General features: G+C 66.0%; 21 protein-coding genes, 3 tRNA genes and 3 rRNA genes. 17 read left to right on the forward strand and 10 right to left on the reverse strand.

Translation table 11 applies throughout. From position 1 onward, the window contains the following. Positions 1–119 precede the first annotated feature (119 nt). Complete coding sequence (locus ACOZ32_RS04115) at positions 120–1,628, forward strand: phenylalanine--tRNA ligase subunit alpha (RefSeq protein ID WP_424334958.1); 1,509 nt, start codon at positions 120–122, stop codon at positions 1,626–1,628. Next, positions 1,628–3,331 carry a phenylalanine--tRNA ligase subunit beta gene (gene pheT / locus ACOZ32_RS04120; protein WP_136360942.1) on the forward strand — a complete coding sequence of 568 codons (1,704 nt, stop codon included), beginning with the start codon at positions 1,628–1,630 and terminating at the stop codon, positions 3,329–3,331. The genes ACOZ32_RS04115 and pheT overlap by 1 nt, the downstream gene beginning before the upstream one ends. Here pheT and ACOZ32_RS04125 read toward each other — a convergent pair whose 3' ends face one another. Then, entirely contained in the window at positions 3,332–4,381 is a 1,050-nt protein-coding gene (locus tag ACOZ32_RS04125) for a quinone-dependent dihydroorotate dehydrogenase (protein ID WP_010903871.1), read from the reverse strand. It lies immediately after the preceding gene. Between the two features lie 217 nt (positions 4,382–4,598). On the opposite strand from ACOZ32_RS04125, the gene ACOZ32_RS04130 reads away from it, so the two are divergent. From ACOZ32_RS04130 to ACOZ32_RS04165, 8 genes are all read left to right on the forward strand, one after another. Beyond that, a complete protein-coding gene (locus ACOZ32_RS04130; RefSeq protein ID WP_010903872.1) occupies positions 4,599–4,910 on the forward strand; it encodes a non-histone chromosomal MC1 family protein in 312 nt (103 codons plus the stop codon). A 957-nt stretch (positions 4,911–5,867) separates the two neighbouring features. Continuing rightward, positions 5,868–7,340, forward strand: a 16S ribosomal RNA gene (locus ACOZ32_RS04135). A gap of 105 nt (positions 7,341–7,445) precedes the next feature. After that, positions 7,446–7,517: transfer RNA gene (locus ACOZ32_RS04140), tRNA-Ala, on the forward strand. A 346-nt stretch (positions 7,518–7,863) separates the two neighbouring features. Continuing rightward, positions 7,864–10,777, forward strand: a 23S ribosomal RNA gene (locus ACOZ32_RS04145). 108 nt (positions 10,778–10,885) lie between these two features. Continuing rightward, positions 10,886–11,007, forward strand: a 5S ribosomal RNA gene (rrf, locus tag ACOZ32_RS04150). Together the 16S, 23S and 5S rRNA genes with 2 tRNA genes alongside form the textbook arrangement of a ribosomal RNA operon. A 110-nt stretch (positions 11,008–11,117) precedes the next feature. Beyond that, positions 11,118–11,193, forward strand: a tRNA-Cys gene (locus tag ACOZ32_RS04155). A 159-nt stretch (positions 11,194–11,352) separates the two neighbouring features. Further along, entirely contained in the window at positions 11,353–12,153 is an 801-nt protein-coding gene (locus ACOZ32_RS04160) for a hypothetical protein (RefSeq protein WP_205251273.1), read from the forward strand. Positions 12,154–12,201: 48 nt separating this feature from the next. Further along, positions 12,202–12,399 (forward strand): hypothetical protein, encoded by a 198-nt coding sequence (locus tag ACOZ32_RS04165; RefSeq protein ID WP_010903874.1) that lies wholly within the window; start codon positions 12,202–12,204, stop codon positions 12,397–12,399. Between the two features lie 26 nt (positions 12,400–12,425). Here the strand turns inward: ACOZ32_RS04165 and ACOZ32_RS04170 are convergent. The 3 genes from ACOZ32_RS04170 to ACOZ32_RS04180 form a co-directional block, all read right to left on the reverse strand. Continuing rightward, positions 12,426–12,499 (reverse strand) — tRNA-Lys (locus tag ACOZ32_RS04170). A gap of 52 nt (positions 12,500–12,551) precedes the next feature. Further along, on the reverse strand, positions 12,552–12,683 hold the full coding sequence (locus tag ACOZ32_RS04175; RefSeq protein WP_010903875.1) for a hypothetical protein: 132 nt from the start codon (positions 12,681–12,683) through the stop codon (positions 12,552–12,554). A 57-nt stretch (positions 12,684–12,740) separates the two neighbouring features. After that, complete coding sequence (locus ACOZ32_RS04180) at positions 12,741–13,973, reverse strand: MBL fold metallo-hydrolase (RefSeq protein ID WP_424334959.1); 1,233 nt, start codon at positions 13,971–13,973, stop codon at positions 12,741–12,743. A gap of 124 nt (positions 13,974–14,097) precedes the next feature. On the opposite strand from ACOZ32_RS04180, the gene ACOZ32_RS04185 reads away from it, so the two are divergent. From ACOZ32_RS04185 to ACOZ32_RS04200, 4 genes are all read left to right on the forward strand, one after another. After that, positions 14,098–15,567 (forward strand): aldehyde dehydrogenase family protein, encoded by a 1,470-nt coding sequence (locus ACOZ32_RS04185; RefSeq protein ID WP_010903877.1) that lies wholly within the window; start codon positions 14,098–14,100, stop codon positions 15,565–15,567. Between the two features lie 171 nt (positions 15,568–15,738). After that, positions 15,739–16,134 (forward strand): 30S ribosomal protein S6e, encoded by a 396-nt coding sequence (locus ACOZ32_RS04190; RefSeq protein WP_010903878.1) that lies wholly within the window; start codon positions 15,739–15,741, stop codon positions 16,132–16,134. A gap of 40 nt (positions 16,135–16,174) precedes the next feature. Beyond that, positions 16,175–16,648, forward strand: coding sequence for a DUF5807 family protein (locus ACOZ32_RS04195; RefSeq protein WP_205252259.1), 474 nt, complete (start codon positions 16,175–16,177; stop codon positions 16,646–16,648). A gap of 6 nt (positions 16,649–16,654) precedes the next feature. Continuing rightward, complete coding sequence (locus ACOZ32_RS04200; protein ID WP_424334960.1) at positions 16,655–17,566, forward strand: carbohydrate kinase family protein; 912 nt, start codon at positions 16,655–16,657, stop codon at positions 17,564–17,566. On the opposite strand, the gene ACOZ32_RS04205 is transcribed toward ACOZ32_RS04200, so the two are convergent. Genes ACOZ32_RS04205 through ACOZ32_RS04215 form a run of 3 tightly spaced genes read right to left on the reverse strand, consistent with a single transcriptional unit; the run spans position 17,563 to position 19,999 of the window. Beyond that, positions 17,563–18,366, reverse strand: a complete 804-nt coding sequence (locus ACOZ32_RS04205; protein ID WP_285255210.1) for a BtpA/SgcQ family protein — start codon at positions 18,364–18,366, stop codon at positions 17,563–17,565. The genes ACOZ32_RS04200 and ACOZ32_RS04205 overlap by 4 nt on opposite strands. A gap of 41 nt (positions 18,367–18,407) precedes the next feature. After that, the gene (locus ACOZ32_RS04210) at positions 18,408–19,490 is read right to left on the reverse strand and encodes a DHH family phosphoesterase (RefSeq protein ID WP_010903882.1); all 1,083 of its coding nucleotides are present in this window, start codon (positions 19,488–19,490) and stop codon (positions 18,408–18,410) included. Between the two features lie 59 nt (positions 19,491–19,549). Beyond that, on the reverse strand, positions 19,550–19,999 hold the full coding sequence (locus ACOZ32_RS04215; RefSeq protein WP_012289521.1) for a universal stress protein: 450 nt from the start codon (positions 19,997–19,999) through the stop codon (positions 19,550–19,552). A 75-nt stretch (positions 20,000–20,074) separates the two neighbouring features. Between ACOZ32_RS04215 and ACOZ32_RS04220 the strand changes: the two genes are divergently transcribed. Continuing rightward, positions 20,075–20,518, forward strand: coding sequence for a universal stress protein (locus tag ACOZ32_RS04220; RefSeq protein ID WP_010903884.1), 444 nt, complete (start codon positions 20,075–20,077; stop codon positions 20,516–20,518). Positions 20,519–20,532: 14 nt separating this feature from the next. Here the strand turns inward: ACOZ32_RS04220 and ACOZ32_RS04225 are convergent, their stop codons facing one another. Both ACOZ32_RS04225 and ACOZ32_RS04230 read right to left on the reverse strand, forming a co-directional pair. After that, a complete protein-coding gene (locus tag ACOZ32_RS04225; protein WP_010903885.1) occupies positions 20,533–21,084 on the reverse strand; it encodes a GNAT family N-acetyltransferase in 552 nt (183 codons plus the stop codon). Then, the gene (locus tag ACOZ32_RS04230) at positions 21,074–21,454 is read right to left on the reverse strand and encodes a universal stress protein (RefSeq protein ID WP_012289522.1); all 381 of its coding nucleotides are present in this window, start codon (positions 21,452–21,454) and stop codon (positions 21,074–21,076) included. Before ACOZ32_RS04230 ends, ACOZ32_RS04225 begins: the two co-directional genes overlap by 11 nt. A 99-nt stretch (positions 21,455–21,553) precedes the next feature. On the opposite strand from ACOZ32_RS04230, the gene ACOZ32_RS04235 reads away from it, so the two are divergent. Then, the gene (locus tag ACOZ32_RS04235) at positions 21,554–22,174 is read left to right on the forward strand and encodes a DUF5806 family protein (RefSeq protein WP_010903887.1); all 621 of its coding nucleotides are present in this window, start codon (positions 21,554–21,556) and stop codon (positions 22,172–22,174) included. Here ACOZ32_RS04235 and ACOZ32_RS04240 read toward each other — a convergent pair. Continuing rightward, on the reverse strand, positions 22,171–22,686 hold the full coding sequence (locus ACOZ32_RS04240; protein ID WP_205251278.1) for a DUF7529 family protein: 516 nt from the start codon (positions 22,684–22,686) through the stop codon (positions 22,171–22,173). The two genes, ACOZ32_RS04235 and ACOZ32_RS04240, sit on opposite strands and share 4 nt — an antisense overlap. A 102-nt stretch (positions 22,687–22,788) precedes the next feature. On the opposite strand from ACOZ32_RS04240, the gene ACOZ32_RS04245 reads away from it, so the two are divergent. After that, the gene (locus tag ACOZ32_RS04245; RefSeq protein ID WP_205251279.1) at positions 22,789–25,620 is read left to right on the forward strand and encodes an ABC transporter ATP-binding protein; all 2,832 of its coding nucleotides are present in this window, start codon (positions 22,789–22,791) and stop codon (positions 25,618–25,620) included. Positions 25,621–25,674 lie beyond the last annotated feature (54 nt).

Genomic DNA, 25,674 nt, shown 5'->3' on the forward strand with positions numbered 1-25,674 from the left:
AAACAGCGCCGCATCCAGGGTTCGGATTCTTCTTCGACGCCTAACGCGTCGTTGCCCCACCGACAGGGGACCGCTGTCGTTCGGAACCGATAACTGACTGCCACGCACGCCTACACGACATGCAACTCCCAACACAACAGGTCGCGGTGCTCGACGCAGCGAGCACCGACGACCCCCAACGCATCGAGGCCCTCGCGGCGGACACCGACTACCCGCCGGAGACGATCGCCGGCGCGGCCCTCGCCCTCGAAGCCGAGGGCTTGGTCGCCGTCACCGAGACCACCACGACGACGGTCTCGCTCACCGACGAAGGCCACGCCTACGCCACGGACGGACTCCCGGAGGTCCGCCTCTACCGGGCCGCCCTCGACGCGGGTGCCGACGACACCCCCGTCGAGATGGGCCACGTCATCGGCGCTGCCGGACTCGACGGCCCCCAAGTCGACATCGCGCTGTCGAACTACGCCCGGAAGGGATACGGCACCATCGACTCGGGCGCACTCGCCGCTGACCCCGACGCAGACCCCGACGACGATCCCGAAGCGAACGCCCTCGCCACGCTCGCCGCCGGCGACACCCTCGCCGACGACGCCGTCCTCGATCAGCTCGCCAGCCGCGATCTCGTGACCGTCAGCGAGCGCACGGTGCGCTCAGTGACGCTCACCGAGGCCGGCGTCACGGAACTGATGGCCGGCGTCGAAGCCACCGACGAGGTCGTCGAGCTCACCCCCGAGTTGCTTGCGTCCGGCGAGTGGGCGGACGTCGAGTTCGCGGACTACAACGTCGCCGCCGACGCCGCCGACCACACGCCCGGCAAGACACACGTCCTCCGGCAGGCCGCCGAACGCGTCACTGACGTCCTCGTCGGGATGGGGTTCCAGGAGATGGCGGGGCCCCACGTCGACGCCGACTTCTACATCAACGACTGCCTGTTCATGCCACAGGACCACCCCGCCCGGAACCACTGGGACCGGTTCGCGCTCTCGAACCCCGCGCGGATCGACGAACTGCCCGACGCCCTCGTCGAGCGCGTCGAACGCGCGCACCGCGAGGGAGCCGGTGACGACGGCGACGGCTACCACTCGCCGTGGGACGAGGACTTCGCGCGTGCGCTCGCGCTCCGCGGACACACGACGAGCCTCACCGCCCGCCACCTCGCCGGCCTCGCGGACGCGGACGTCGAGGCCCCCGCCCGCTACTTCAGCGTCGAAAAGGCCTACCGCAACGACACTCTCGACGCCACCCACCTCCTGGAGTTCTTCCAGATCGAAGGCTGGGTGCTGGCCGACGACCTCTCGGTGCGGGACCTCATGGGGACGTTCCGGGAGTTCTACAGCCAGTTCGGCATCCACGACCTCCAGTTCAAGCCCACGTACAACCCCTACACGGAGCCCAGCTTCGAACTGTTCGGCCGCCACCCCGAGACCGGGGAGCTCATCGAGATCGGGAACTCCGGCATCTTCCGCCCGGAGATGCTCGACCCGCTGGACGTCGACGGCGACGTGATGGCGTGGGGGTTGGCCCTCGAACGCCTGCTCATGCTGATGACCGGCTTCGAGGACATCCGGGACGTCCACGGGACGCTGTGTGACGTTGGGTTCCTGCGGAACGCGGAGGTGGTGTACTGATGCCCGTCGTCGACATCGACCCCGACGAACTCCGCCGGCTCACCGGCCACCGCAGCAAGGACGACGACGAGCTCCGCCAGGACCTCTTCGGGCTCGGCATCGAATACGAGGGCGAAACCGAGGACGGCGAGTTCAAGCTTGAGTTCGAAGCCGACCGCCTCGACCGCCTCTCCGTCGAGGGCATCGCGCGCAGTCTGCGCTACCACGCCGGCGACGACCGCGGGGTCGACATCCCGGACACCAACGCCCCGGAGTGGGCGATCGACGTCACCGACGTCCCCGCGGATCGCCCGTACGTCACCGGCGCCGTGATCCGGGGCGTCGACCTCGACGCGGACGCCCTGGACTCGCTCATCCAGCTCCAGGAGAAACTGCACGCCACGATGGGCCGCAAGCGAGCGAAGGGCGCCATCGGCATCCATGACCTCGCGATGCTCAAAGGCGACACCGTCGACGGCGACGGCACCGCCGCACGCTCGCTCACGTACACGGGCATCGACCCCGACGGCGACACGTTCGTCCCGCTCGACGACGACGCCGAACGCACGCCCGCCGACGTGCTCACCGAACACCCCACCGGCGAGACGTACGCCGACCTCCTGGCCGACCACGACACCTACCCAGCGATCTACGACGACATCGGGCTGTTCAGCTTCCCGCCGGTCATCAACGGCCGCCGCACCGAGGTCACCACCGACTCCCGGGAGCTGTTCGTCGAACTCACCGGCACCGACCAGTGGACCATCGACCGGATGTGCGCCATCATCTGTTACGCGCTGGACGCCCGTGGGGCGACCATCGAGGACGTCACCGTCGACTACCCCGACCGCGAGCTCCACCGCCCCGACTTCGCGGTCCGCACCAAACACGTCAGCCACGACCGGATCGAGACGCTGCTCGGCGTCGAGTTCACCACCGAGGCGGTCGTCGATCTCGCCGAACGCGCCGGCCTCGACGCCACCCCGACCGACGACGGCTACGACGTCGAAATCCCGCCCTACCGCGTCGACGTCCGCCACCCCGTCGATGTCGTCGACGACCTCGGGCGCGCGTACGACTTCAACGACCTCACGCCCCGCTATCCCGACGTCAACACCATCGGCGGCCGCACCGAATCCTCGCGCCTCGAACGCTCGGTGCGACAGGCGCTCGTCGGGCTCGGGTTCGAGGATCTCCTGAACTTCAACATGACCAGCGAGGCCGAGAACTTCGACCGCATGCGGCTGACCCCCGACCACGACGCGGTCGGCGCGGCCCAGCCGGCCACCATCGCCGAACCCTACAGCCAGGACTTCACGATCCTTCGCACGTGGGCGCTGCCCTCGCTGGCGATGGTTCTGGAGACGAACACCCACCACGCGTATCCGCAGGACCTCGCCGAAGTCGGGTTCGCCGCCCACGCCGACGGCGACACCCAGACCGGGGTCGCCGAACGCCGCACCGTCGCCGCCGTGCTGGCCCGCAACGACGCCTCCTACGAGGACGCCAAGGCCCGCCTCCAGGCGCTTTGCGACGAGTTCGCGGTCGCCCTCGAAACGCCGCCCACCACTCATCCGTCGTTCATCGACGGGCGCGCCGCCACCATCGAGATCGACGGCCAGCCGGCCGGCGTCATCGGTGAACTCCACCCCGGCGTCATCGTCGAACACGACGTCGAAGTGCCGGTCGCCGGCTTCGAGTTCGAACTCGACGCGCTCCGTTAGCTACAGGTCCGCACCGACGGCGTCCTCGACGCTGTCGAACCCGTCGCGTTCGAGCAACGACACCAACCCCTCGTTGATCCGCTTTGCAACCCACGGCCCCTCGTACACCAACGCCGTGTACAACTGCACCACGCTTGCGCCCGCGCGGATCTTCTCGTAGGCGTCCTCGGCCGTCGCGACGCCCCCAACGCCCACGACCGGCTGGTCGGTGCGCTCCGCGACGAACCGCACCTGTTCGGTCGCGCGCTCACGGATCGGCGCTCCGGACAGCCCGCCCTGCTCGCCGGCGTGTGGGTGGCTCAACGATTCTGGGCGCTCGGTCGTCGTGTTCGTCGCCACGATCCCGTCGAGGCCGAGGTCGTTGGCCAACTCGACGGCGTCAGCCACCGCGTCCTGGTGGAGGTCCGGGGACAGCTTCACCAACAACGGGCTGGCACCAGCGTCCTGCAAGGCCTCCAAGATCGCCGCCAGCTGGTCGCGGCCCTGCAACTCCCGGAGACCGGGGGTGTTCGGGCTGGAGACGTTCACGACGACGTAGTCGACGGCGTCGCCGACACGGCTGAACGTGTACGTGTAGTCGTCGGGGGCGTCCGCTAGCGGCGTGGTCTTGGATTTCCCGATGTTCACGCCCACCGGAACGTCGGGCAGTGGCTCGGCGTCCAACCGCGCCCCTACGGTGTCCGCGCCCTCGTTGTTGAACCCCATTCGGTTCACCAGCGCGTTGTCATCCGGCAGCCGGAACAGCCGTGGCCGGTCGTTCCCCGGCTGTCGCTCGGCGGTCACCGCGCCCACCTCGATATGCCCGAACCCCAGCCCGGCAAGCGCGCGCGGTATCTCGGCGTTCTTATCGAAGCCGGCGGCCATGCCCACGGGGTTCGGGAACGTCTGCCCGAAGGCATCGACCGACAGTCGCGGATCGGTGACGGTGAACTGTTTCGCGTACGCACGGTGTGCGCCCACGCGTTGTGCAACCCGGAGGGCACTCGTGGTTATCTCGTGTGTGGTCTCCGGTGGGAGTCCGAACAGTGCGGATTTTAGCAGTCCATACATTGGGGGCGTTCTCACCGTCGTCTGCGTCGGCGACTTGGTTGAATGCTTCGCCTCCCGTGTCTCCCGGCGGGGCTGGCCGACGCCCGTCGATCCTGTTGCGTTGTGGGCACGCGTCCCCCCGCCGCGTGCCGATCATTCCGGCCTGCTTATAAGCGAACGCCAAGAATCGCCGACATATTTATCCTCCGGCCTTGTGTTTGCATCCCACGAAGAAACCATGGTACGTGAGGACGGCAAGCGGAACTTCGCACTCCGCACCGACGACGGGACCGAGCCCAGTGTCTTCAGTGGAAACACGCCGCGACAGGCAGCACTCAAAGCGGCGCGTCGCCTCGACGATGTCGGTGAGTCGGAGTCCGAGGCCGACCGCAACCGAATCGAACTCCGGGAGAAGGGGACCGACAAGATCCACATCTACGAAGCGTGGGCGTGGGAGGAAACCGCTCCCGACGACAAACCCGACTGGATGCCGGGCGACATCACCAAGGCAAACGTCTCCAAGCAGGGCATCGACCACCGCGAGACGTAGCTCCGGCGAAACTGCTTACAACGCCCCAACCCAACACGCACCCGCGTGGGTACCACTCGGCCCGACCGAACGCACTCGCGCGGGATGACCGGCCGACCTCCGCCTACGCAATACGCTGTGGCGTGTGTCCCTGGTGTGGGCCGCCATCACGAAGCGCTGCTGGTTCGACGGTGTTTTATGTACCCCACCACTCGGATGAGATGCGAACGACGTGAGGTGGCTCGGTGCACCCGACGCCACTGATTGACGCCCCCTCGTCCCGTTCGGACGGAACCCGACTGGGTTCAGTCCGATGCCCTTAAGTACAACAGGGTACTTCGGTGGAATGCGAACGACAATGGGGCCGCCCGGTTACACGGGTGGCCGACGCATGACTCCGCTGATCGGTTCGGCGTTCGGCCGAACTCGATTCGATGCCCTTAAGTAATAACGGGTGTTCCGATGAGATGCGAACGACAATGAGGCTATCCGGTTCGTCCGGGTGGCTGATGCATCTCTTCGACGCTCTCCATGGTGTCGGTCTCACTCTCAGTGAGTGTGATTCGATGCCCTTAAGTAATAACGGGCGTTACGAGGAATTGCGAACGACAATGTGGCTACCTGGTTCTCCCAGGTGGTTAACGCGTGTTCCTCGCCGCCCTGGTGGGCAAACGTCACGCTCGATTCGAGCGTGATTCGATGCCCTTAAGTAATAACGGGGCGTTCGGGGAAATGCGAACGTCGTCTTGGACTGATCGGAGTCCGATGGGTTTATGACCTGTCGAACTCTACGGTCTGGTCCGAAGGAATGAGGATTCCACACCTGCGGTCCGCCGTAAAGATGGAATCTGATGTTAGCCTTGATGGTTTGGTGACATCCAACTGGCCACGACGATACGTCGTGTGCTAAGGGACACATTACGTGTCCCCGCCAAACCAAGACTTGATAGTCTTGGTCGCTGGGAACCATCCCAGCAAATTCCGGTTGATCCTGCCGGAGGCCATTGCTATCGGAGTCCGATTTAGCCATGCTAGTTGTGCGGGTTTAGACCCGCAGCGGAAAGCTCAGTAACACGTGGCCAAGCTACCCTGTGGACGGGAATACTCTCGGGAAACTGAGGCTAATCCCCGATAACGCTTTGCTCCTGGAAGGGGCAAAGCCGGAAACGCTCCGGCGCCACAGGATGCGGCTGCGGTCGATTAGGTAGACGGTGGGGTAACGGCCCACCGTGCCCATAATCGGTACGGGTTGTGAGAGCAAGAGCCCGGAGACGGAATCTGAGACAAGATTCCGGGCCCTACGGGGCGCAGCAGGCGCGAAACCTTTACACTGTACGAAAGTGCGATAAGGGGACTCCGAGTGTGAAGGCATAGAGCCTTCACTTTTGTACACCGTAAGGTGGTGCACGAATAAGGACTGGGCAAGACCGGTGCCAGCCGCCGCGGTAATACCGGCAGTCCGAGTGATGGCCGATCTTATTGGGCCTAAAGCGTCCGTAGCTGGCTGAACAAGTCCGTTGGGAAATCTGTCCGCTTAACGGGCAGGCGTCCAGCGGAAACTGTTCAGCTTGGGACCGGAAGACCTGAGGGGTACGTCTGGGGTAGGAGTGAAATCCTGTAATCCTGGACGGACCGCCGGTGGCGAAAGCGCCTCAGGAGAACGGATCCGACAGTGAGGGACGAAAGCTAGGGTCTCGAACCGGATTAGATACCCGGGTAGTCCTAGCTGTAAACGATGTCCGCTAGGTGTGGCGCAGGCTACGAGCCTGCGCTGTGCCGTAGGGAAGCCGAGAAGCGGACCGCCTGGGAAGTACGTCTGCAAGGATGAAACTTAAAGGAATTGGCGGGGGAGCACTACAACCGGAGGAGCCTGCGGTTTAATTGGACTCAACGCCGGACATCTCACCAGCCCCGACAGTAGTAATGACGGTCAGGTTGATGACCTTACCCGAGGCTACTGAGAGGAGGTGCATGGCCGCCGTCAGCTCGTACCGTGAGGCGTCCTGTTAAGTCAGGCAACGAGCGAGACCCGCACTCCTAATTGCCAGCAGTACCCTTTGGGTAGCTGGGTACATTAGGTGGACTGCCGCTGCCAAAGCGGAGGAAGGAACGGGCAACGGTAGGTCAGTATGCCCCGAATGGGCTGGGCAACACGCGGGCTACAATGGTCGAGACAATGGGAAGCCACTCCGAGAGGAGGCGCTAATCTCCTAAACTCGATCGTAGTTCGGATTGAGGGCTGAAACTCGCCCTCATGAAGCTGGATTCGGTAGTAATCGCGTGTCAGCAGCGCGCGGTGAATACGTCCCTGCTCCTTGCACACACCGCCCGTCAAATCACCCGAGTGGGGTTCGGATGAGGCCGGCATGCGCTGGTCAAATCTGGGCTCCGCAAGGGGGATTAAGTCGTAACAAGGTAGCCGTAGGGGAATCTGCGGCTGGATCACCTCCTAACGTCCGAGACTGGAGCGACGCTCCAGCTCACCGAACGACGCCGTCGTGCCCAGTTGGGCACTTACAAATCATCAAGGCTAACATACCCTCCCAATCGGGAGGTGGGCCCATAGCTCAGTGGTAGAGTGCCTCCTTTGCAAGGAGGATGCCCTGGGTTCGAATCCCAGTGGGTCCATCCCGTTCGGGGTTCATCTTGGATCGTGTCCCTTAAGTGGGAGACGGGGCAACGATGAATCGCGACGAAGACTGATGCACCACTCCGCGAAAGTGCGGGTGGGAAGGGTCGATGTACGCTCCCTGTTCACCTAGGGACGTGCGATGACGGCCGTGTGTAAGTGCAATCCAGGCGCTCACTGGACTCGACCACCGTGGTCGAGTACCGACTGTTAGTCACATCCGTGACTTAACAGCGCTCACCCATTGTGTGGTGAGCATTCATCGTCGTTGGCTGTTTACAGCCAACATCTCGACCACTTCGTGTGGTTGAGTACCATATTCGTCGACTGCTTTGCAGTCGACAACCAACGTGGCTACTGTGCCACCTGGTGGATAGCTCGGCTCGGATGCCGACGAAGGACGTGCCAAGCTGCGATAAGCCTGAGGGAGCCGCACGGAGGCTAAGAACTCAGGATCTCCTAATGGGAATCCCTATAACAATTGCCTTGCGCAATGGGGAACGGCCGGAATTGAAGCATCTCAGTACGGCCAGGAAGAGAAATCGAATGAGACGCCGTTAGTAATGGCGAATGAACGCGGCACAGTCCAAACCGAAGCCTTCGGGCAATGTGGTGTTCGGACTGACTTTCATCGTTTGACCGTTCGTGTGAAGTCTCCTGAAACGGAGCGCGATACAGGGTGACAGCCCCGTATCACGGACCAGTACGACGTGCGTCAGCTCCAGAGTAGCGGGGGTTGGAAATCCCTCGTGAATGTGGCAGGCATCGACTGCCAAGACTAAGTACTCTCCGAGACCGATAGTGAACAAGTAGTGTGAACGAACGCTGAAAAGCACCCCACAAAGGGGGGTGAAATAGGGCTTGAAATCAGGTGGCGATGGAGCGACGGGGCATAAAAGGCCTCTCTGGGAACGACTTGAGTGCAAACTCATGGTAGGACCTGAGAGGAGCCGATGTTCCGTCGTACGTTTTGAAAAACGAGCCAGGGAGTGTGCCTGTTTGACGAGTCTAACCGGAGTATCCGGGAAGGCGTAGGGAAACCAATATGGCCGCAGCATTGCGAGGGCCACCGTGTTCAAGCGCGGGGAGTCAAACGGGCACGACCCGAAACCCGGTGATCTACGCGTGGGCAAGGTGAAGCATGGCGAAAGCCATGTGGAGGCCTGTTAGGGTTGGTGTCTTTCAACACCCTCCCGTGACCTACGTGTAGGGGTGAAAGGCCCATCGAACCGGGCAACAGCTGGTTCCAACCGAAACATGTCGAAGCATGACCTCTGCCGAGGTAGTTCGTGGGGTAGAGCGACCGATTGGGGAGTTCAACTCCGAGAGGAGTTGTCTCCCCTGTCAAACTCCAAACCTACGGACGCCGTCGACGCAGGGAATCCGGTGTGCGGGGTAAGCCTGTGCACCGTGAGGGAGACAACCCAGAGTTAGGTTAAGGTCCCAAAGTGCGAGCTAAGTGCGATTGAAGGTGGTCTCGAGCCCTAGACAGCCGGGAGGTGAGCTTAGAAGCAGCTACCCTCTAAGAAAAGCGTAACAGCTTACCGGCCGAGGTTCGAGGCGCCCAAAATGATCGGGGCTCAAGTTCGCCACCGAGACCTAACGGCACGGGTAACACCGTGATCCAGTAGGTTGGCATTCTGTTCGGGTGGAAGCTCGGGTGAGAACTCGAGTGGACCGAGTGGAAAAGAAAATCCTGGCCATAGTAGCAGCGTTAGTCGGGTAAGAATCCCGATGGCCGAAAGAGCAAGGGTTCCTCGGCAATGCTTATCAGCCGAGGGTTAGCCGATCCTAAGGCCCGTCGTAATTCGAGCGGGTCAAAAGGGAAACTGGTTAATATTCCAGTGCCACCGTACATTGAAAGTCGACGCCTCGGAGCAGCTTGAGCCGGGCATTCGCCCGGTCGAACCGTCGAAGTTCGTGGAAGCCGTAATGGCAGGAAGCGAACGAACGTCGGAACAGGGAAACTCAAGTCAATCTGGGGCCCGTGAAAAGGCGAGTACGGTGTTCGTACCGAGATCCGACACAGGTGCTCTGGCAGAGGAAGCCAAGGCCTGTCGGGAATAACCGACGTTAGGGAATTCGGCAAGTTAGTCCCGTAAGTTCGCGATAAGGGATGCCTGCCTCGCAATGAGGCAGGTCGCAGTGACTCGGAGGCTCCGACTGTCTAATAACAACATAGGTGACCGCAAATCCGCAAGGACGCGTACGGTCACTGAATCCTGCCCAGTGCGGGTATCTGAACACCCAGTACAATGGGGCGAAGGACCCGTTAACGGCGGGGGTAACTATGACCCTCTTAAGGTAGCGTAGTACCTTGCCGCTTCAGTAGCGGCTTGCATGAATGGATCAACGAGAGCCTCACTGTCCCAACGTTGGGCCCGGTGAACTGTACGTTCCAGTGCGGAGTCTGGAGACCCCCAAGGGGAAGCGAAGACCCTATAGAGCTTTACTGCAGGCTGTCGCTGGGACACGGTCGCTGATGTGCAGAGTAGGTAGGAGACGTTACACAGGTACGTGCGCTAGCACGCCACCGAGTCACACATGAAACACTACCCGTCAGTGACTGTGACCCTCACTCCGGGAGGAGGACACCGGTAGCCGGGCAGTTTGACTGGGGCGGTACGCGCTTGAAAAGATATCGAGCGCGCCCTAAGCCTATCTCAGCCGAGTCAGAGACTCGGCGAAGAGTGCAAGAGCATAAGATAGGCTGACAGTGTCCTACACAACGAGGGACGCTGACGCGAAAGCGTGGTCTAGCGAACCAATTAGGCTGCTTGATGCGGCCAATTGCTGACAGAAAAGCTACCTTAGGGATAACAGAGTCGTCACTCGCAAGAGCACATATCGACCGAGTGGCTTGCTACCTCGATGTCGGTTCCCTCCATCCTGCCCGTGCAGAAGCGGGCAAGGGTGAGGTTGTTCGCCTATTAAAGGAGGTCGTGAGCTGGGTTTAGACCGTCGTGAGACAGGTCGGCTGCTATCTATTGGGGGTGTTTTGGTGCTTGACAGGAACGTTCGTATAGTACGAGAGGAACTACGAACGGGTGCCACTGGTGTATCGGTTGTCCGAGAGGGCATGTGCCGAGCAGCTACGCACCACGGGGTAAGAGCTGAATGCATCTAAGCTCGAAACCCACCTGGAAAAGAAGCACCACTGAGACCGCTCGTAGAAGACGAGTTCGATAGACTTGGGGTGTACGCGTCGAGGCAACGAGACGTTTAGCCCGCGAGTACTAACAGGTCAATGCCACACACTCATGCACTCACCACATACGTGGTCGAGTCCAGGCGTTTACTGGATTGCACTTACATACGGACGTCCGCCGACGTCGGCGTACAACGGTTCGATTCCGTTGGTCGGTATTAAGGCGGCCATAGCGGTGGGGTTACTCCCGTACCCATCCCGAACACGGAAGATAAGCCCGCCTGCGTTCCGGTCAGTACTGGAGTGCGCGAGCCTCTGGGAAATCCGGTTCGCCGCCTACTATTCATACTCTCATTCATGCTTCGAACAGCAGCGGTGCTGTTCGGGGCTTTTTGCAGTTTTGACTGGAGACCGCTACGTTTATTGGCGGGACACCGGTACGTAGTCGTGTGCCAAGGTGGCAGAGTTCGGCCTAACGCGGCGGCCTGCAGAGCCGCTCATCGCCGGTTCAAATCCGGCCCTTGGCTTTTCAGCAGCGAGTGACGGTTCGAGTGGCAACACAGTCGGCAGTGGTCGTGGAGCGGTGAATCGAGTGGCTATACCCGGGGTGTTCGGCCCGCGCGTGGGGTGGCTCGTTGTGGCCGTGGAAAGTAACGATTATACGCACCCCTCCCAAGGGTTCGAGTATGCAACGACGTGCTGCGGTGGTATCCGTCGCGATTTTCCTTGTGTTTGCGGTGGGGTCGTACACGTTACTTGGGGCGGCAGAGCAGCCGTCCGTGTCGCTGGATGATCCGGAGTACAGCATCACGCAGGGCGAGCAGCGCGTGATGTCGGGGACCGAGTATACGTTCTCGGAGGTGTCCGCGCAGTCCGCGACAGCGACGTGGGAGAACGAATCGGCGCGATACACGGCGACGTGGAGTGCAAACGATTCGGTGGCGGTGTCCGGGCAGAACTATTCGGTGCGTGTGACGAACGCGTCCGTGGGGGCGTTCGAGCTGCGGGAGGTGCAGTCGGTCGATCGGCCGACCGTCGAGCGCAACGGGACCACGTACGTGATCGTGCCTGAGGGGGAGACGCAGACGCTCGTGCCCCGCGAGGAGTATCTCCCCGAGCAGGACGTCTTGGCGTTCAGCGTCGGTGACGCGGTCACCTACGATGGCAACGACAACGAGACCGCGGTGGCGTCGGTGTCGGAGTCAGCGGTGACCGTCGAGTGGTTCGCGCCGCGGACGAACGAGCTGGAGTTCGGCAGTGGCGAGACCACTGAGGTGCAGGACACCGAGTATACGGCGTACATCGAGTCGGGGTCCAGCGGCGAGCCTGTGCTTGAGTTGACGACCGATCACGAGGATTACGCGAGCGATGTGGAGGCACAGGAGTATTTCGCCGAGCGCATGGACGGACTGCGTGGGGTTACGATCTTCTCCGGCGCGGCCGCGGTGTTGCTGGTCATGTTCTCGTTCCTCCCGTCGCGGTACTGAGGGCGGCGATCCGTCAGGGTTAACCTAATCGGTGGTGACTGGGTCGGTATGAACGGCGCTGCAGACACGCTAGATGTTCTGGGAGTTAGTGTCGGGGCGTTCGTTGCGCTGGTTGGCGCAGCGACGCTCGTCGGGATGCCGTGGCAGTACGGTCCCGGTGGTGCGGTGACAGCGTTCCAGATCAGTGGGGCTGTCGCCGCGATCGCAGTCGGTGTCGGTGTGGCGTGGCTGACGCGCGCGAACTGAGTCGGTCACGGAGAACAGCGGTCGAACGGGCCGAGAGGGATTTGAACCCTCGACCGTCTGGTTAAAAGCCAGACGCTCTGCCGGGCTGAGCTATCGGCCCACGAGTACACGTGAGGGCGTGGTGCGGTTAAACGTTTACCATCTGTGGCGGATCAGCGGTCGGGCTCGGCGGCGTCCGCCCGGTGACCGGAGAGCCGTTCCCAGATCTCCGTGCAGCCAGCGCCGTCCTCGACGTCGTCGAGGTGCGCGCGTTCTTCGCTGGCGTCGTGTTGGTCGTCGGTCATGTCTGCGGGGTATGCGTGGCCGCAAGTTAAGCCTATGCTCGGCGTTCTTAGTGGTTGTCAGACCGGACAGGTGTCGTCCCGTTCGGGGGCACGCGCGGTGAACCCTTCGTCACGAAGGGCGTCCGCGAACGCCGCGCAGTCGTCGCCGTGGTTCACGAGCACGGTGGCGTCCCGGTAGTCGTCGAGGAAGGCGCGCAGGCCGGCGTGGTCGGCGTGCGCGGAGAAGTCGTACTGTTCGACCTGCGCGCTCACGGGCAGCACTCGGCCGTCGATCTCCGCGCGCCCCGAGTCGATGAGCGACCGCCCCGGGGTGCCGGCGACCTGATAGCCGGTCATCGCGATCTTGTTGACGGGGTTCGATCGGATCTCGGGGATGTACGTCATCGCGGGACCGCCAGACAGCATACCGCTGGTCGTGACGATCGCAGCTTGCTGGTCGGCGATGCGTTTGCGTTGTCCGTCCCGGCCCGTCACGAACCTGGCGTGGGACTTCGCGCGCTGGAGCGCATCGCTGTCACGGACGAACCCGGGGTATTGGAGGAGCATCTCGGTGACTCGTTTCCCCATCCCGTCGACGTAACAGGGGATGTCGTGGGCGTCACAGACGAGCAGCAGCTCCTGGGTGCGTCCGATGGCGAACGCCGGGACGACGACCGTACCCCCCTCCCACAGCGTCGTCTTGACGCTCTCCGCGAACCGCGCCTCGACGCTGTCCCGGTCGTCGTGGGTCACGTCGCTGTACGTGCTTTCACAGACGACCACGTCGGCGTCGGGGCGTGCGGTCGTCCCCGAGACGAGGCGTTGATCGGTCGTGTGGAAATCCCCCGTGTAGAGCAGCCGGGTGTCGCCGTCGTCAACGAGGACGTGCGCGCTGCCCGGAACGTGGCCCGCGTTGTAGAACGTGACCTCGTAGCCTGCGGCGTCGAAGGGGACGCCGTACCCGTGGGTGCGGGAGACCTCCGTGACGCGCTTGATGTCGTTCTCGATGAACGGGCAGTGGTACGTTCCGCCGTGGAGCTTCAGGGTGTCGCGCGCGAGTGTGAGCGCGAGCTCGTACGTCGGTGGCGTCCAGTGGATCGGGGGCCTGTGCGTGCCGGAGAGCAGTGCGGGGATCGTGCCGACGTGGTCGAGGTGGCCGTGGCTCGCCACGACGGCGTCCGGCGTGGGTGTCGACACCGGGAACTGGGGTGGTGTGTCGGCCTTCGTCCCGAAGTCAAGCAGGAGGGACTCGTCGACGAGCAGGGCACTCCGGCCGACTTCGCGTGCGCCGCCGAGGAACCGAAGGTCCATCGTGGGAGTGTACTGCCGGGCGCTGCTTGGGTGCGTCGGTGGGTCGAAGTGTGGTTCGCGCTTCAACACTCGGTATCCGCCGCGGGGCCAAGGGTTAGGGTGGCTCGTCCCCAATTACACGTTGATGTCCGACCTTGACTTCGGTGACGTCGACTGGAACGTACAGTACATCGACGGTGAGTACGTCCCGCCGGGAGACCGGGGGACGCTCGAAGTCGATGACCCATCGACACGCGAGCTGTTCACTGAGATCCCAGCCGGGACGACTGACGACGTCGACGCCGCCTACGAGGCCGCCGCGGACGCACAGACGGAGTGGGCTGACACGCCGCCCCAGGAGCGTGCGCGCATCGTTGCGGCGGCGAGCGAGATCCTCGCATCCCATCGCGACGAGGTCGTCGACCTGCTGGCGACGGAGTCCGGAACCACGTACACGAAGGGCGCGGCCGAATTCGAGGCGTCGGTCGGGATCACCGACGAGGCGGCGTCGTTCCCGACGCGGATGAACGGCGACCACAAGCAGTCCGTGGTCGAGGGCAAGGAGAACATCGTGGTGCGTGAGCCCCAGGGTGTTGTGGGGATCATCTCGCCGTGGAACTTCCCGCTGAACCTCTCGATCCGCGCGGTCGCGCCGGCGGTTGCGGCCGGCAACAGCGTCGTGCTCAAGCCGGCGTCGAACACGCCGGTGACCGGCGGCCTGCTCATCGCGAAGGTGTTCGAGGCTGCGGGGCTGCCCGAGGGCGTGTTCAACGTCGTCACGGGGAAGGGCAGCGAGATCGGTGACCGGATCGCCGGTCACCCCCACGCCGACGTGATCTCGTTCACTGGGTCGACCGCGATCGGCCGCCAGGTCGCTGCGACGGCGGGCGAGAACCTCGCGCTGCCGGCGATGGAGCTCGGCGGGAACAACGTCCACATCGTCACGGAGGACGCGGACCTCGACGACGCCGTGGACAGCGGGGTTTTCGGATCGTTCCTGCACTCCGGGCAGATCTGCATCTCGATCAACCGCCACGTCGTCCACGAGGACGTCTACGACGAGTACGTCGAGCGCCTCACGGAGCGTGCGGCCGCGTTGCCGACCGGGACGGCCCACGACGCCGACACGGTCGTTGGCCCGATCATCGACGAGAGCCAGCGCGATCAGATCCTGGACTACATCGAGCGGACTGTCGACGCGGGCGCGACGCTCGAGACCGGCGGGGACCACGACGGCCTCGTCGTCGAGCCGACCGTGCTCTCGGACGCCACCAACGACATGGCGGCGGCGTGCAACGAGCACTTCGGGCCGGTCGCGCCGGTGATCCCGTTCTCCGACGACGACGAAGCCGTGGAGATCGCAAACAGCACCGAGTACGGGCTTTCGGGCAGCGTGCACGCGGGCGACACCGGTCGGGCGCGTGACATCGCCGACCGCATCGACACCGGCATGATCCACATCAACGATCAGCCCGTCAACCAGGAGCCCCACCTTCCCTTCGGCGGGTACAAGAACTCCGGGCTCGGCCGGTACAACGGCGAGTACGTTCTCAACGAGTTCACCCAGGAGAAGTGGGTGAGCATTCAGCGCGAGACCCGCGACTACCCGTTCTAAGCTGATCCGACGGGTGTCGTGGTGTCGTTTGCGCCGCCGCGGCGCGACACGACCGGTGCGTTTCACCGGCCGCTTCTCGGGGTGATCCCCCGGCAGTGTGTCTGAACCCCGTTAGCGTCGCTCCTGGGCGGCTTCGACGGGTTTTTGAATCACGCCGGACTGGTTGCACGCATGGCTACGTTCCAGGTCGCCGTCGCCGACCCCGAGTCGGGACGCACCTACCAATTCGAGGTTGACGGACAGGACGCGAACCGATTCATCGGTCGCGAGATCGGCGCTGCGGTTGATGGCGGTGCCGTCGGCCTCGACGGGTACACCGTCGAAATCACGGGCGGCAGCGACGACGCCGGCCGGCCGATGCGGGAGGACGTCGACGGCAGCGACCTCATGGAAGTCCTGCTGGAGGGGGGCGCTGGATTCAACCCCGACGAGGACGGCGAGCGCAAGCGCGTCACCGTCCGCGGGAAGGAGGTCTCGGAGGCTGTCGCGCAGCTCAACGTCGCGATCGACGAACACGGCGAGGAGCCTGTCGCGGAGCTGCTGGGCGCTGACGGCGACGACGAGTAACAACGCCACGCTTTTTCGCGGTCATCGTGTATCCTGGCGCGTGAGCGACTACGACGCCTATCTTGCGGGCGACCGCACCGACCACGTCGCGCTGTATCTCGCGGAGTCGTACGTGTCCGACGCTGAGACGCTGGCCGACCGCGCCGACGCCGAGCGCGTCGCCGACATCCGGGGCGCCCAGTCGGACACGCCGGGCGTCGTGCTCGTCGTCGACGGGGAGTCCGGCCGCAGCGTCTTCGAGACGCTGACCGGCATGCAGGCCATGGAGTTCGGATCGACAGCGATGCAGACGCCCGGTGACGTCGACGCCGCGCTCGTCGACGGGCGCTGTCCGAACGCCGTCGATGGGCCGGGTGAGGACCACACCGTTCAGTTCGTGTTCTCGTTCGCGGAGGCCCAAAACGAGGAGGTGGGTGGGCTCTACGCCGACGGCGACGTGATCCACGCGTACGCCTACTGTTCGTGTGGGACGGCGTACTCGGACAAGTGGCTCGCGGGAGCCCACGACCAGTAGGTCCGCATGGCCGCTGTTGTCGCCGTTGGAAGCGCGGTGCTCGATCGCGTGTACGGGCTGTCGAACCTCCCGGCTCCCGACGGCGGCGCGTTCGTCCGGGACTACACCGAGCGCGCGGGCGGTGTCGCTGCCAACGTCGCGTGCGCGCTTGCCGCCCTCGATCACGACGCCGCGGTGGTGTCCCGGGTCGGCCGCGACGACGCCGGGGATCGGGTGCGCGCGTCGCTGGCCGAGTGGGGCGTCGACGCCACCCGGGTTCGGCGCGGCGACGACGCCACGTCGTACGCGCTCGTGCTTCGTGGCCCGGAGGGCAATCGCATGATCGTCGCCGGTGGGGACGCCGTCCCGGGGGTGGCGCTCACGAGCAGCGATCGGGACGCGCTCCGGGCGGCCGACTGCGTGTTCACGAGCGCGTACGCGCCCGACGGCGTGGTCCGCGATCTCGTGGCGCTGCGCCGCAGTGGGGCGGTGTCGGCGCTGGCGTTCGACCTCGCGGGGCCACGCGCCGAACTCGACGGGCGCGGGGCGGCAGCCGACACCGTCGGCGCCGCTGCGGCGACGGCTGATCTGTTCGTTGCGAACGCGGGCGCCGCCGACTCCCATGTGGGCGTCGGCCCGGAGCGCGCGGCCAGTGAGTTCGCCGCCATGGGGGCGTCCCGGGTCGCTGTCACCGACGGGAGCGACGGGGCGTTTCTCGCGACGCCCGCGACCACCGTTCACGCGCCGGCCCGTGCCGTCGACGTGACCGACACGACCGGCGCCGGGGACGCGTTCACTGCGGCGCTGGTTCACGCGTGGGTCCTCGGCGACGCCGGCGTTCGTGACGCGGGCCGGATCGCCGCGGCAGCCGCCGCACAGAACTGCACCCGCGAGGGTGCGCGCGGCGGGCTGGCGAGCCCCAGCGACCTCCCGGATTAGCGGGCCGCGTCCACGAGTGCCCGGACGCGGTCGCCGTCGACGGGCGCGGTCGTCTCGCCGTTCTCCTTGAGCGCGGTGCCGACGATCGCGCCGTCCGCGAGGTCCAGCGTGGCGCCCACCGTCTCCTGGGTGACGCCGCTGCCGACGAAGACGGGGGCGTCGGCGTCCAGGCGGTCCCGCGCGTCGACGACCGCCTGGAGGTGGTCGTGGTCGGTGGCGTGGCCGGTGCCCGCGCCGCTGGCGATCACGCCGTCGGCGTGGCCGCGCTCCAGCAGCTCGGCGACACCCTCGCTCAGCGGGCGCTCGGCCAGCGCCGCGGAGTGTTTCACGTCGATGTCGGCGAGCATCGAGACCCCGGCGGCGTCCAGGCGGTCCCGGAGACGGACTGTTTCGGCGGCCTGGCCGTCCACGACGCCTTGATCGGTGAGTCGCGCGCCGGTGTGGACGTTCACGCGCACGAAGTCGGCGTCCGTGGCGGCGGCGATCGAGACCGCCGCTTCGGCGTCGTTGCGCAGCACGTTGACGCCGACCGGAACCTCGGTCTCTCGGGTGATGTCACGGACGAGCGCCGCCATCGACGCCACGACGTGCTTCGGCACGTCGTCGGCGTAAAAGGGTGCGTCCCCGAAGTTCTCCACGAGGAGGGCGTCGACACCACCCGCTTCGAGGCGGCTGGCGTCCCGGAGCGCGGCGTCACGGATGGCTGGGCGGTTGCCGTCGTCGTACCCGGGCGCGCCCGGCAGGGGGGAGAGGTGTACCATCCCCACGACGGGGGTATCGGCGTCGAAGTCCAGACTCATGCCTGAGCGGACGGCGGCGGCGCCGAAAAACGCCCCGACAGCTACTCGGCGTCGGCCGGCTCGTCGGGGAGCGCGCGGAACGCGTCGAGGATGACCTGCTTTGCGGTCGTGCCCTGGCTCGTCCAGTGGGCCGCGTAGTCAAGCATGTCGTCGTAGATGTCGGGCTTGCAGCCCGCGGCCTTCGGGTGGCCGCCGCCGTTCACCTGCCCGGCGACCTCGTGGGCGCGCTCGAACGTCTCCGTGCCGCGGATGCTCGCGCTCCCGGAGGGTTTGACGACGACGGCGGCGTCAGCGCCTTGCTCGCGGAGCGCCTCGGCGACCTCGTTCTGCGAACACCGGCCGTACGTGACGCCGACGGTCCACTCGTCGATCTGCTTCATCGACGCGCGGTCGACCGCGCGCTCGATGAGTTCGTGTTTCTCCACGCGGCGCTGCTCGATGTACGCCAGCACGTCGTCGGGGAAGTCCGCGCCGTACTCCTGGATGGTGTCCATGTACTCGTCGGTGTCCGCCCAGTAGGAGTAGTCAGCGAGGTCGTCGCTGCGGTCGTCGTCTTTCAGCCAGAGGTCGTGGTCGCGGGTGACTTCGGCGAGCTCGCGGAAGCGCTCGGGGATGTCGGCGTCGAGGCTGCGAACCGTGACGTCGGCGGTGCATTCCTCCTCGGAGTCGCCGACCACGAGGTCGACGCCCGCGTCCCGGACGGCGGCCGCCGTCTCAGCGGTCCACTGGTGGTGGTCGAACCACCGCAGTTCGCTTGCGTGCTCGGTGGCGTCCGCGAGCTCGGTCTCGACGTACTCGAAGCGGTCGGGGCAGACGTCGCAGACGAACAGCCGGCAGTCCTCGTTGCCGTACTCGACAGCACGCCGCAGCCCGTCCTCGATCTCGTGGGGGCCGGCGGGGATGAGCGCGGCGTCGCCGTAGACCTCCCGCAGGATGGCGGCGCACGCCAGGCCGTCGGCGTCGGGGTCCGCGACCACGATCACGTCGGCGCCCTCGACGCGCTCGCGGACCGCGTCGTCTTTCCGTGCCTCGTGGATGTCGTCGGGCACGAAAAACCCGCGTCCGGGGAGCAGGCTCTTGCGTTCCAGGGACAGGTCCTCGTCGTCGATGACCCAGTCTTCCATACACCAGCCTGGGGTGGGCTGGTGAAGAACCCCGCGGTTAGGGCGCGCTGTGGCGGCGATTACGCGGTCGTCTGCTCGGCGTCGGTGTCCGCCAGCTGCCGAACGGTCAACACCGGGACCGGGCAGGTGCGAACGACGCGCTCGGCCACGCTCCCGATGAGAAACCGGTTCTCGCCGTGCCGGCCCCGGGTGCCGGTTGCGACCGCGTCGGCGTCCACATCGCGGGCGTACTGGCTGATCTCCGCGGGCGGCCGCCCCGCGCGGACGGCGGTCGTCACGGACACGTCGGCGCGGTCGGCAACCGCGCTGACGGCGTCCTTGCCGCGCTCTTCGAGGGCGTCCCGCATGTCCGTTCTGACCTCGTCGGGGGCCGACTCCACGTCGCTCGCCTCCAGCACGTAGAGCGCGTGGACGGCGGCGTCGAACCGCGCCGCCACGTCCAGGGCCACGTCGACAGCGCGCCCGACGCTCTCCGAGCCGTCGGTCGCGATGACAACCGTGTCTATCATGGCCGTGTGTTTCCCGCGCGGCATCTTAAACCCTCACGCGGAGCGCTTTAGTACCCCGACGGCGCACGCTCACGTATGCCCCTCACCGTCGACACCGTGCTCGCCCCCGTTGATGGCACGGACGCCTCGGTCACAGCCGCCGAGTACGCTGTTACGGTCGCCGACCGGTACGACGCCGACGCTCACGCGTTGTACGTGCTCGGGGAGACGGTGACCCGCGCCATCGGAACCGGTGACGTCGCCGAAGACGACGTGGCTGCGGGCACGAACACGTTCCTCAACGAGATCGCAGCCCTCGCCCCGGACGGCGTCGCCGTCGACTCCTCGATCGCGTACGGCTTTTCGACCTCGCGCAAGCGCCAACACCCCGGCAGCGTGATCCTCGACGCGGCCGCCGACATCGACGCCGACTTCGTCGTGATCCCCCGCGAGGGGATGCGCGAGGAGACCGGGGACGTCCTAGAGCGGGCCGCCGAGTACGTCCTGTTGTACGCCAGCCAACCCGTGTTGTCCGTTTGAGCCGCCCCGACCGGCTACCCGGTGTCGTCGTTCAGCCGGATCGCCATCTCCATCTCGAAGCTCTCGGCGGACGCCGTCTCGAAGCCGACTTTCTCGTAGAGCGCGACCGCCGGCCGGTTCCAGCGCTCCACGCTCAGCCACACGAGCGCCGCGCCGCTCGCTTGCGCGTGCCCCAGCAGGGCGTTGATGAGCTCGGTTCCGATGCCGGCGCCCTGGTAGGTCTGGTGGACGAAGATCGCCAGCTCGTAGGTCGCGTCGTCGTCCGGGACGAGCGTGGCGTGACCCGCGATCTCCTCGCCGTGCCACGCCACCACGTCGAACCCGTCCTGCTCGAGGAGGCTGGCAACCCACTCCCGGATGCGCGACTCACCGACTGGCGGCACGCCCTGTGCGCGATCCTCCGGGTCGAAGTCGTCGTACATCGCGACGAGCGCGTCGATCTCCGCGTCGGCGTCGCCCGTGAACGCGTCCACGGTGATCTCGCGGCCGTCGCTGTCGGTGATCCGGAGCGGTGGTGTCGGGAACGAGCCGGCGGCGTCCTCCGGGTAGACGCGCTCACCCGGCATCGTCACGCACCAGCTTCACCGAGGTTCGGGAGTTCAACAACACGAACTCGGCGATGTGGCCGAGCTTGATCTTCCCCATCGGGCTCCGCTTCCCGCCGCCCAGCACGATCTGGTCGAAATCCTCCGATTCGGCCACCTCGACCAACGCACTCCCCGGATCGCCGGACAGCTCCCGCACGTCCGTCGGGAGCCCGGCGTCGGCCAGCGCCGCGGTCGCGGCGTCGACGAGCGCGCTTGGATCCCGGTTGCTCTCCGGGTTCGCGACCACACCGACGGTCAGCGAGTCCCCGGTGTCGACGGCCCGGCGCACGCTCTCTTCGAGCGCAACCAGCGAGTCGTCTGCACCCCCAATCCCGACCAGCACTTTCATATCGTGAGTGTCACCATCCCTCATCAAAAACGTTCGGCACTCCGACCGGTCGGTGACGGCGACACGTTTTTGCGCGAACCACAGCAAACCCGGACCAGTATGCCAGATCAGCGGCCGTCACCAGACGAGTGGGACGCCGAACCGGTGGCCGTGCCCGTCGACCACGGCGACGGCGAGTCCGACACCACGGAGCCGCCCGCCGACGTGCGGACCTACGACCGCTTCTCGAAGATGGACGGCGCGCAGTACGACCGCGTCAACGACTTCCTCCGGGAGCGCACGTACATCACCGCCCGCGAGTGGGCGATCGCGCGGCTGTGCGCGGACTTCCGCACGGAGACCGGCGTCGAGATGACGAAGATCGGACGCAACCTCCCGGACCTCGTGTCGTTCATGACCGACACGTACAGCCCGCAGGCGGTCAACCAGGCGCGCGCGTCCTTCGAGGAGAAAGTCGAGCTAGCGGGTGCGACGTTCCTCTACGGGGCGATGTGTGATTTCTTCACCGCGGACGAACTCGACGACCTGATGTACGAGGTGACGGAGGTCGCGAAATTCCTCCTGGAGGTCGAAGGCGTCGACCTCGCGGTCGACGACGAGCTCGCGGCCGAGGAGCGGATCTCGTCGGTGATGCGCGACGTGCGCGCGGCAAGTGATGCGCTCCGCCACGACGGCGTCGAGTGCCCGAACTGCGGGCACACGATCGAGCACGGTGGTTAGCCCCCGTCGGGGAGCAACAGCTCGGGGGCGTCGTGTGCGAACGTGAGGACGCGGCGCTCGTCGAGCGGGCGGACGTGGAGGCGCACGCTGCCCGCCGCCGAGCGCAGGTGTGTCGTGAACGACTCGTGTTCGGGTGGACTGTAGTAGGCGGGCACCAGGACGGCGGTCTCCGTGGCCGCCGCCTCCACGGCGGCGACGAAGAACACCGTGCCGCTGGTGTCCGCGCGGAACACGCGCGTGGTGTCGAAGCCGTCGGCGGCGTCGAATGCGGCCGCCACGGGCTCGAACTCGTTGTCCGGCACCAGCAACTCGATGCCGCCGCGCCCGGCGGCGTCGTCCGTGGGCGCGGAGACGTTGATATCGCCCGGGTGGAGTTCGTGGGCGCTCCAGCCACGATCGCGGTAGTCGTCGGCGATCGCGGCCATGTCATCCATGAGCGCGTCCCAGCTTGATGGGGGGTCGGCTGCGGCCGACGGGGACGCGCCGGCGTCGCTGGTGTCGTGTGGTGGCATTGGCGGTGGGTCTGCGTGTGAGACGAAACCCCACACGCAAAACGCTTCCGTCTCGGTGTCTGGCGGAAGCTATATGCCTCCGCTTCACACAGTTGGCGGCCAATGAGTGACATCCTCTCTCTCTCGAATCTCCGCACCCAGTTCGACACCGACCGGGGCGCGGTGAAGGCCGTCGACGGGGTCGATCTGGACATCAGTGACGGGGAAACGGTCGGACTGGTCGGGGAGAGCGGCTCCGGGAAGAGCGTCACCGCGCTGTCCGCGATGCAACTCGTCGACGACCCGGGGGACGTTGTCGGCGGCGGGGTCACGATCACCGACCCCGACATCGCCGCCAGGGTGCTCGCGGCCCACGCGGACGCGGCCGCCACCTATCCGTTCGCCGTCGTGTCCGCGTGCCGCGAGCTCGCGGCCGATCTCTGTGGCGACGACGCCGTCGACGCGGCCCCACGCGAGCTCCGCGGGATCGCCGCCGACCTCGAAGCCGACCCCGGCGGCCTCGGTCCACGACTCCACGAGTTCGCCGACCGAATCGACGCCTCCGGCCCCGACGACGACACCAGGGCCATCGGCGACGAGTTGGACGCGGCCGTCCTGGACGCCCTCGATGGCTTCGTGTTCTTCACCGCCGCCACCGTGGACACCGACGATCCCGACGTCGACGCCTCCGCCGACCCCCTGGACGTGCTCCGCGACCGGCCGGACGGCGCTGCGCACGTCCGACTCACGGATGCGCGCGTCGACCTCACTGCCGCCCCCGAGCGCGCCATGCGGGATCTCCGCGGCGGCGAGATGGGCATGATCTTCCAGGACCCGATGACGTCGCTGAACCCGTCGCTCACCGTCGGCGAACAGGTCGCCGAGAGCCTCCGCCTCCATCGCTACGGCGAACAGCCCACTGACTCGTGGCTGAACGGCCTCCGGGCGGCGATCTCGCGGGGCGACACCGACGAGCAAGTGGTCGCCGACGTCGTCGACGTGCTGGACGCGGTGGGCATCCCGGAGCCGGAGACGCGCCTCGACGAGTACCCCCACGAGTTCTCCGGCGGGATGCGCCAGCGCGTGCTCATCGCCATCGCGCTGGCGTGTCGCCCCCGGCTGCTCATCGCCGACGAACCCACGACCGCCCTCGACGTCACGATTCAGGCCCAGATCCTGGACCGCATCAGCGACCTCCAGGACGAGTTCGGGATGTCCGTGCTGTTCATCACCCACGACCTCGGCGTCGTCGCCGAGACGTGTGATCGCGTGGCCGTGATGTACGCCGGCGAGATCGTCGAAGAGGGGCCCGTCGAGGAGATCTTCCACAACCCCAGCCACCCCTACACGTACGCGCTCTTGGAGTCGATTCCCCGCGACGACGCCGACCGCCTCCACCCCATCGAGGGGAACGTCCCGGATCTCATCGACCTGCCCTCGGGGTGTCACTTCGAGGCGCGGTGTCCGTGGGCCAGCGACGCCTGCGTCGGCGACGACATCCCGTACATGGAACACGGGCCCGACGACGTATCCCACCGGTCGAAATGCGTCGAGGAGTCGTTCGACACCGACGCCTACGGCGTGGACGACGGCGCCGTCACCGCGGCGTCGGCGTCGTTCGACGGGGAGCCGTTGCTGTCCTCGCGCGGGCTCCAGAAGCATTTCTCGCGGGCGGACGGCTGGCTGGACTCGGTGCTGGGCGGCGACCAGGAGCCGGTGAAGGCCGTCGACGGGGTCGATCTCGACGTCTACGAGGGCGAAACGCTCGGGCTCGTCGGGGAGTCCGGCTGCGGGAAATCAACCACCGGGCGGTCGATCCTCCGGTTGGTGGAGCCCACCGACGGCAGGGTGGTGTTCGCCGGCGACGACGTCACCGACCTCGGCGACGACGAGCTGCGCGCGACGCGCACGGACATGCAGATGATCTTTCAGGATCCGTTGTCGTCGCTTGACCCACGCCAGTCGATCGGGGACACCATTCTCGAACCCCTCCAGATCCATGACCTCCCCGCGAACCCCGGCGCGCAGTCCACCCGGCAGGCGCGCCGCGACCGCGTGATCGATCTCATGGATGCCGTCGGTCTCGACCCGTCACAGTACGACCGGTATCCCCACGAACTCTCCGGGGGGCAGCGCCAGCGCGTCGGGATCGCTCGGGCACTGGCCGTCGACCCGGATTTCATCGTCGCCGACGAGCCGGTGTCCGCGCTGGACGTCTCGGTGCAAGCACAGATCCTCAACCTCCTGGAGGACCTCCAAGACGAGTTCGATCTCACGTACCTGTTCATCGCCCACGACCTCTCGGTCGTGCGCCACATCTGCGACCGGATCGCCGTGATGTACCTGGGCAAGATCGTCGAAACGGCGCAGACGGCACAGCTGTTCTCGACCCCGAAACACCCGTACACGAAGTCGCTGCTCTCCTCGATTCCCGACCCGGACCCGCTGGCGACCACCGACGACCGCATCATCCTGGAGGGCGACGTGCCCAGTCCGATCGACCCGCCCTCGGGGTGCCGGTTCCGGACGCGGTGTCCGTCGGTGATCCCGCCCGCGGATCTCGACATCGAGCAGGACGCGTTCCGCGCGGTGATGGACTTCCGGGAGTCCGTCGCCGACCGCGACATCCCACTGGACGCGGTCTGGGCCGACGCCGCAGCGGCCTCGTCGCCCGACGGCGCGGCCGCCGGCGTGCCGTCCGATGGTGGGCGGGCGGCCGACCGCGCGGCGTTCGTGGACGTGCTCTGGGACCGCGAGTTCGATACGGAACCCAGTGGCGACGCCCGCGAGGTCGTCGCGACCGCGTTCGACGCGCTCGCCAGGGCCGACTGGGACGCCGCCGAGGACGCGCTCGCGGCCACCTTCGAGAGCCCCTGTGAACGCACTGAGCCGGGGCTCTCGGGCGACCAGCAGCCGGTCGCCTGCCATCTCTACGACGACGCGGGCTCGGCGTAACTCGCGGTCCGCTGTCGTCGGGTGATTCGCCGAGCGGCGCGCTCCGATATGTTT

Source organism: Halobacterium sp. MBLA0001 (assembly GCF_049705385.1).
Classification (GTDB): Archaea; Halobacteriota; Halobacteria; order Halobacteriales; family Halobacteriaceae; genus Halobacterium; species Halobacterium salinarum.

Excerpts from the sequence above, each read along its gene's own strand:
- ACOZ32_RS04245 (WP_205251279.1), top strand. The coding sequence starts at position 22,789 with ATGAGTGACATCCTCTCTCTCTCGAATCTCCGCACCCAGTTCGACACC.
- ACOZ32_RS04160 (WP_205251273.1), top strand. The coding sequence starts at position 11,353 with ATGCAACGACGTGCTGCGGTGGTATCCGTCGCGATTTTCCTTGTGTTT.
- ACOZ32_RS04230 (WP_012289522.1), bottom strand. The coding sequence starts at position 21,454 with ATGAAAGTGCTGGTCGGGATTGGGGGTGCAGACGACTCGCTGGTTGCG.
- ACOZ32_RS04185 (WP_010903877.1), top strand. The coding sequence starts at position 14,098 with ATGTCCGACCTTGACTTCGGTGACGTCGACTGGAACGTACAGTACATC.
- ACOZ32_RS04115 (WP_424334958.1), top strand. The coding sequence starts at position 120 with ATGCAACTCCCAACACAACAGGTCGCGGTGCTCGACGCAGCGAGCACC.
- ACOZ32_RS04225 (WP_010903885.1), bottom strand. The coding sequence starts at position 21,084 with ATGCCGGGTGAGCGCGTCTACCCGGAGGACGCCGCCGGCTCGTTCCCG.
- pheT (WP_136360942.1), top strand. The coding sequence starts at position 1,628 with ATGCCCGTCGTCGACATCGACCCCGACGAACTCCGCCGGCTCACCGGC.
- ACOZ32_RS04205 (WP_285255210.1), bottom strand. The coding sequence starts at position 18,366 with ATGAGTCTGGACTTCGACGCCGATACCCCCGTCGTGGGGATGGTACAC.
- ACOZ32_RS04125 (WP_010903871.1), bottom strand. The coding sequence starts at position 4,381 with ATGTATGGACTGCTAAAATCCGCACTGTTCGGACTCCCACCGGAGACC.
- ACOZ32_RS04215 (WP_012289521.1), bottom strand. The coding sequence starts at position 19,999 with ATGATAGACACGGTTGTCATCGCGACCGACGGCTCGGAGAGCGTCGGG.
- ACOZ32_RS04165 (WP_010903874.1), top strand. The coding sequence starts at position 12,202 with ATGAACGGCGCTGCAGACACGCTAGATGTTCTGGGAGTTAGTGTCGGG.
- ACOZ32_RS04130 (WP_010903872.1), top strand. The coding sequence starts at position 4,599 with ATGGTACGTGAGGACGGCAAGCGGAACTTCGCACTCCGCACCGACGAC.
- ACOZ32_RS04220 (WP_010903884.1), top strand. The coding sequence starts at position 20,075 with ATGCCCCTCACCGTCGACACCGTGCTCGCCCCCGTTGATGGCACGGAC.
- ACOZ32_RS04240 (WP_205251278.1), bottom strand. The coding sequence starts at position 22,686 with ATGCCACCACACGACACCAGCGACGCCGGCGCGTCCCCGTCGGCCGCA.
- ACOZ32_RS04200 (WP_424334960.1), top strand. The coding sequence starts at position 16,655 with ATGGCCGCTGTTGTCGCCGTTGGAAGCGCGGTGCTCGATCGCGTGTAC.
- ACOZ32_RS04235 (WP_010903887.1), top strand. The coding sequence starts at position 21,554 with ATGCCAGATCAGCGGCCGTCACCAGACGAGTGGGACGCCGAACCGGTG.
- ACOZ32_RS04190 (WP_010903878.1), top strand. The coding sequence starts at position 15,739 with ATGGCTACGTTCCAGGTCGCCGTCGCCGACCCCGAGTCGGGACGCACC.
- ACOZ32_RS04180 (WP_424334959.1), bottom strand. The coding sequence starts at position 13,973 with ATGGACCTTCGGTTCCTCGGCGGCGCACGCGAAGTCGGCCGGAGTGCC.
- ACOZ32_RS04175 (WP_010903875.1), bottom strand. The coding sequence starts at position 12,683 with ATGACCGACGACCAACACGACGCCAGCGAAGAACGCGCGCACCTCGAC.
- ACOZ32_RS04210 (WP_010903882.1), bottom strand. The coding sequence starts at position 19,490 with ATGGAAGACTGGGTCATCGACGACGAGGACCTGTCCCTGGAACGCAAG.